Source organism: Nonomuraea sp. NPDC049695 (assembly GCF_040674955.1).
Taxonomy (GTDB): Bacteria; Actinomycetota; Actinomycetes; order Streptosporangiales; family Streptosporangiaceae; genus Nonomuraea; species Nonomuraea helvata.
Map to the genome: position 1 here is coordinate 21,801 of NZ_JBFANV010000117.1, position 6,121 is coordinate 27,921.

At 65.6% G+C, this 6,121-nt stretch carries 5 protein-coding genes; 2 read left to right on the forward strand and 3 right to left on the reverse strand.

The features are described 5' to 3' along the window. Positions 1-27 precede the first annotated feature (27 nt). Positions 28-369, reverse strand: coding sequence for a hypothetical protein (locus AB0J64_RS50700; RefSeq protein ID WP_364044414.1), 342 nt, complete (start codon positions 367-369; stop codon positions 28-30). A 450-nt stretch (positions 370-819) separates the two neighbouring features. Between AB0J64_RS50700 and AB0J64_RS50705 the strand changes: the two genes are divergently transcribed. Further along, positions 820-1,827: a hypothetical protein gene (locus AB0J64_RS50705; RefSeq protein WP_364044417.1), complete on the forward strand. Its 1,008-nt coding sequence runs from the start codon at positions 820-822 to the stop codon at positions 1,825-1,827. A gap of 133 nt (positions 1,828-1,960) precedes the next feature. After that, complete coding sequence (locus AB0J64_RS50710) at positions 1,961-3,532, forward strand: hypothetical protein (RefSeq protein WP_364044419.1); 1,572 nt, start codon at positions 1,961-1,963, stop codon at positions 3,530-3,532. 259 nt (positions 3,533-3,791) lie between these two features. Here AB0J64_RS50710 and AB0J64_RS50715 read toward each other — a convergent pair whose 3' ends face one another. Both AB0J64_RS50715 and AB0J64_RS50720 read right to left on the reverse strand, forming a co-directional pair. Further along, positions 3,792-4,706 (reverse strand): ParA family protein, encoded by a 915-nt coding sequence (locus AB0J64_RS50715; RefSeq protein ID WP_364044422.1) that lies wholly within the window; start codon positions 4,704-4,706, stop codon positions 3,792-3,794. A gap of 53 nt (positions 4,707-4,759) precedes the next feature. Continuing rightward, positions 4,760-6,091, reverse strand: coding sequence for a ParB/RepB/Spo0J family partition protein (locus tag AB0J64_RS50720; protein ID WP_364044425.1), 1,332 nt, complete (start codon positions 6,089-6,091; stop codon positions 4,760-4,762). Positions 6,092-6,121 lie beyond the last annotated feature (30 nt).

The window sequence follows — 6,121 nt, forward strand, 5'->3', positions numbered from 1 at the left end:
GCAACTGGAGCAGGCCATAGGCGGCCGTCATGTTCTCGACGGTGAACGCCACGGTGCGGCCAGTTCGGGTGATGCCGGGGATGCGGGCAGCCAGATCGGCCGTGCGCGGCAGATGCGGGTCGACACGGTGATCTCGGCCGCCCCTCCACCACGGCCGAGATCACCGCTTCCCGCCGCGGCGTCACATGGATCAAGCGGTGATCGGCCGGCACGGACATCTCGGCCAGTTCCCGGCACCACCCCCTGAGATCCCACCGCGAGCAAACCCTCCAGATAGCCACCCCTCGCCGACGCACGCCGCGCCTGGCGCTGGTAGGACACCGCGGCTTCCAGACCTTGGTTGACGACGTCGATCCCGAGCTTGTCCATGACGCCTCGCAGAAGACAAGGTCGCCCGACCGTCAGCAAAGGATCGCCGTGGCGCAGCCCGGTGAAGCCGCCGGACACTCGGCCGCCATTTATCTTGACTGCCTGTTTGGAACAGAGTCAGACAGTAGAGATCGGCGCCGCTTTCGTCGCTACATCCGTGCGGGAAATCTGTGCCCGTGACCCTCTCGCGATCAATGCTGTGGTCATGCCGACGCAGGTCGGCGGGTCGTAGGCGACCCTCGCGCTGTCCTGTCTGGGTGGGATTTCGCCGTTGACAAGCTGTGGAGATTCCCCACTCCCTCTCCGTCCGAATGCGATCACGAAACGGAAACAATGCATCCCATGTTTCTTCGTGTGCATAGCTCCCGATAATTCGCCATCGTTAGATTTGGCGCGACCGTTTACCAGCAGTTTGTGTCCGCTGTCAGAGTCAGTGAGGAGGTCGCACACATGCCGGAGCGACCCAGCCAGTCCCCTCGCCCCCGCGGACTCGCGCACCAGTACAACGACCTCCCCCAGCCAGCTCCCGCCGAGCACCCAGGCGCCACCAGCTCAGGCCGCCATCGCCGCGATCCGCAACCCGAGCGAACCGAGGACCTGTCCCCTGACCCCGTCAGCACAGGCCGGTCCGCCGGGCGGCTCCGGCGCGCCGGCCTGCCCGCCGCTGTGGCGGTCGTCGGCCTGGTCTGCCTCACGCTGCTGTTCAACCCCTTCGGCCCGCGCCTGGCCCCGACTACCAATGCCGCGCAGCACAACCCCCAAGTCAACCTGGGGCCGCTGCCGTTCGACACCTCCGCGCCGCCCATCCCCACCGGCCAGCCGCGGCCCACCCTCGAGCCGGTCACCACATCGTCGGCCTCGCCGAGAACCGCCACCACCAAACCGGCCACCCGACGGCCGACGACACGGCCGAGCAGCAAGCCCACCCTCACGCCCGTCACCGACGACCGCACGATCGTCCAGCAGATCGGTCCGAGTCACGGCCCCATCACCGGCCCGTACCCATCCCCCTCGGCTAGCTCGAGCGCCACAGCTTCGGCCACATCCACACCGGATGTGCCACAGCCGCTGGCCCCCACCGCAAGCCTGTCGACCTCCTTGCTCGCCCTCGGCACCAGTCGTAGCGGCTCGTTCAACGTGAGCATCTCTCCCGGTAGCGGCACCTGGTCCGCCACCGACACCGGCTCCATCGACGTCGACGCAGACGGCTCCTTCACCGTCGACGCCCCGCGCTCCGAGGCCGGCTGCCCCGGCGCCAGCCGAACCGCGGCCGAGACCGTCACCATCTCGTGGCACGGCAACAATGGCGCCACCACCGCGAGCGGCACCCTCACCCTGACCGTGTCCTGGGAGATCACCAAGGACAAAGGCGACTGGATCCACTCCCCCAACGCGCCAGGCGGCGGCTACTGGAGCAACTGCACTCCTGACGACGCCGCCTACCCCGGCGCCCGATGAACACCTTCGCCCGAAGGTCAGCGCCCGTCGCGCCCTGCTCTTCAATGCCTTCCGCGAGACCAGGCCGCGGCGCCCACGAGACCCAACACCCGGCGCGGCGGATATCCGCGACAACCCTCCATCAGGAGCCTGAATGAATCGCATCCGACTCGGCAAACGGGGACTCATCGTCCTCGTCTCGGTCATCCTGGCGGCCGTCATCGGTTCCGTCGGGCTGGCCGTCGCCAACCCCTACAGCAGTGCCAGCAACGAGGCCACCTGTGCCGTCTGGGAGACACCCGGCACACCTGGCTACGAACAATGCCTCGACAACCTCAACGCCAGCGGCCAGAGCGGCCTGGTCCCTGGCAGCACACCGGGCTCCAGCACCGCGCCCACCATCTCCGCCACTTCCTGGGACGACGGCTCTCATCCGCCGAACTACTTCTGCCTCGATTCCGGCAAGAGCCGCTACGCCACCACCAAACCCATCAAGGGCTGCAAGAAGCAGCTCGTGTGCCTGTGGAAGGCCACCGACGGCAAGTACCACTGCGTCGACGGCAACGGCAAGTCCGTCGACCCACCCGGAGGCATCTGTCAGCCCGGCCGCAACCCGCACTACGCCTGCGCTGATGAAGACCCGGTCGTCTCAGTCATCACCCCCGAGATCGGCCAACCGACCTCCTCCCCGCCCGACAACACCCAGCCCACGACGACCCCGCCCATTCTGGCGAGCAACCCGGCCACAGCCGACCCCACCATCGAACCGACACCAGACCAGCCGACCGCCACGCCATCGACGACCACCACTCCGACCCCGACACCCCCGCCCACCCAGGCGATCGACCCCAGCGATCCCGTCGCCCAGGCGCTCGAGCAGGCCCGCGCACAAGGACTGCGTGTGTGGCTCGAGACCGACCTCGTCAACACCTGGAAGCGCGGCCCCGAGCAACTCAAAGCGGCGGCCGAGCGACTCAAGCTGTTCGCCAACCAACCCGGCGTGGTGGGCGTCAAGTTCGCCTACGACCTCGGGCTGCGCGGGTTCACTGACGCCAACCAGATCATCCAGTTCGTTAGCGAGACCTCCCAAGCCCTGCGAACAGCGCTACCCGCAGGCAGGAAGATCGCGATCGACGTGGTCATCCCCGAGCTCGGCTGCGGCACCAATCAGATGTGCGTCCAAGCCATGCAACAGGCCTATCCACTGCTCACCCTCGCCAACGCCGAGAAGTACGTCCTCACCGGTGCCATCGACGCCGTCAACATCACCGGCAGCCTCTTCACGAGCCAGTACGCCACATCCAAGATCCAACCCGGGGCCGCCATCACCAACCTATGGCAGCGCCTCCGGCTACTGTCCTGGAAGACCCGCCTCCCCGGCCTGTACATCGGTAGCCGCGAGCTCGGCCTCGCTCATGCCGGCCCTGATAGCAAAGTCAGCCCGGCCGACGCCAACCGGCTCGCCGGGGACCGGATCGACAGCCCACTCCGCACCGGCGCCGACCACGTGATCCTCTGGACGTGGAAGCAGACGTTCAACGGCCAGACCTGGCGCCTCGCCGATCAAGGCGCCCGGAGCAACAACATCTGGAACGCCCTGCGAGCCCGCAAGGGCCTGCGAGCCCTGTCCGTCACCTACAATCCACGCGAACCTGAGTCGAGCGTCGCCGGCGACATGAAGGCAATTGCCGACATCGCGTCCGCGATCTACATCTACGTGCCGTAACGAGCACCGTCCGAGCGGTCGAGGAGTCCTCCTCTCCTACGAGAGGACTCCTCGACCGCTCGACGCGTCTGCGATGGCCGAGACGCTCAGAGAAGGACGGCACCCAACAAGGTTCAGCAGTCGTTCCAGAACCGGGGGAGAGGGAGAGGCATGAACGGCACCGCACTGGAGAGGAAGTCGTGGTGCTGAGTCGCGCCAGTCGGATGGTCGCATCGACTGGCGCGTTCGGGCGAGCGTTTCGGTCCGAAACACCTGTCCGTCACACAAGCTCTTTCGTTGGGAACTGAAGTGCGGTGAGAACCTTGTTGACGATGGGAACCAGGGGAGTGCTGGGATCCCAGAACACCACAGGCTCCTGCGCGTCGTAGGCCTCCGGAATCCTCACGCTGGGACCGATGAACGGAAGAAGCCTGCCCTCGAACAACTCCTCCGCTTCCTTCTGCATGTTCATGTAGAAGGCTCCCTGACTGTTCGTGGACTTCGCCTCGTTGATCAGGTAGTACGAAGCTTGGGCAGAGGCGCCGAACTCCTCGAACTCCGCCGCGATCTCGTCGATGGCGATGCCAAGCGCGGCTGCGCCACGCAGTTCCTTTCGGGTTGGCTTCATCGCCACGATCACATCGACGGCTGCAAGCAGCAGCGAAACTGACAAGCGGCCGAGCGAGGCTGGGCAGTCGATGTAGATCAGGTCGTATTGACCCTCCACGATCTGCTTCTTGAGAACCCGCTGGAGCCAAAAGACACCCGCCGGGTCCATGGTGAGCTCGCTGTCCGCCTGGCTCATCTTCTTGCTGCCGCGCACCAGGTCGAAGCCCTCGATGACTGCGAAGGCGCCGTCGCTGTCCCCTGCGGCCACACGAGTGCGGCCGGGGACGGTCGCCTCCGCCAGCGTTGCCCGGCCCAGCATCACATCGTGAACGGTCATTACTCCGTCGGGAATGAGGTCGCCGTCGTAGCCGCACCAGTAGGACATGTCCGACTGGAGGTCGGCGTCGATTCCGAGGACCTTGCTGCCACCGAGCGCGGCCTGGACACAGAGGTTGAGGCCGAAAGTGGTCTTGCCGACGGATCCTGCTCGGTTCATGCCGGAGACGACCGGCGGCAGATGACTGCCGTAGCGCGGTCGCCGTAGCGGTGGCAGGACGAGGCCCTCGAGCACTTCGGATGTCGTCATGAGATGAAGTCTCCAATACAAGCAGGGGGAGTGGTCGGTGGGACGGATATGTTTCAGCCTTTGAGGAGCGCAATCTCCCAGTCGGCCAGCGGCTCGTATCCGGCACTCATCAGGTGCTGGAGGTGGGCCTTAAGCGAGGCATCTCCGGCTCTGCGCTGATCAGCCGCGCGAAGCTCTCCAGCTCCCAGCGCGACCGCGTAGGCGAGGCGAGCGACTTCGAGCGGTGTGGCAGCGTCGGTAGCGGCCCAGTGCGCATAGCGTTTGGGCGAGGTCGAGTCGCTGACGTGACCCGCCTCCACCAGCCACTTGTGAGCGAGGCTGACGGCGCCCGAGGGCGCGTTCTGGATCATCGCCACACAGATCTGGGTCGCCTCGGCGGAATCAGGCTCAGCCGAGTATTCCCTCACCCTCTCCTGGCAGACGAGTTGTCTCGCGGTGGTGGCTGCTGCCCGGCGCTGCTCTTCGCTCTCTTGGCTGGCCGGGGAGGCGGGCACTTCCCGCGCTGCCTCAGAATCAAGAGCCGCCGCGGTCGATGTCGGCGAGGATCCTTCCACATCGCGAGACACGGATGGAGTCTCTGGAGGCTCGGCGGAGTCGTTTGCTCGCGACTCCTCAGCAGGTGCTGACGATTCAGAGCTGGTGACCGGATCGACTGAAGAAGCAGGGTCAGGGGACACAGGCGTATCGGAGGTCGGGGGAGTGGATGAGATGACGGGGTGTGACAGCTCTGTGAGGGTGGCGGTAGCGGCTTCTTTGGCGGACAGGCTCTGGTCCTTCATCCGCTTCCATGCCGGCAGCACGAGATCCACCTGAGTGCCCAGAGCAGTGACCAGGTTGTAAGCGCTCTCAATCGGGAGATCCCCGGCGAGCACCAACTCCTTGGCGTCCTGCGGAAGCTTGAGGATCCCCAGCCGCTTCGAGATATATGACTTGCTCTTCCCGTTTCGCTCAGCGATCTCCGTCAGCGAGAAGCCGCTCTCCACAAGGCGCCGATAGCCCTCGGCTTCTTGGAAGTAGTTCAGGTCTGCCCGGCCGGTGTTCTCGTGAAGGAAAACATCGTCCATCTTGGGAAGGAAATCGTCCTGGATCTCGCCTCGGATCGTCTCCCACCCAAGGTCGACATGGCCGAGCCAGCGACGCTCACCAGCGAGAATCACGTACTCGATGTCCGGGCCAAGAACGTCCGCGTACTGCGGCCGCACCTCCAGATATGCTGCGCGCGTAGCCACGACGATCGCCTGAATCTGACCGACCTGCTCCAGCGAGTTGCGCATCTCCTCGCGCTTATCGACCTTCTCAGCCGCATCGTCGCGTAGGTTCTCGGGGTTCGGTGCAATCTTCGCGACCGGGCCGCCGCCACCCCGCCGCCAGTGAGACGACGTCAGCCACCGTCACGATGACGGCGCCGGCCTAGC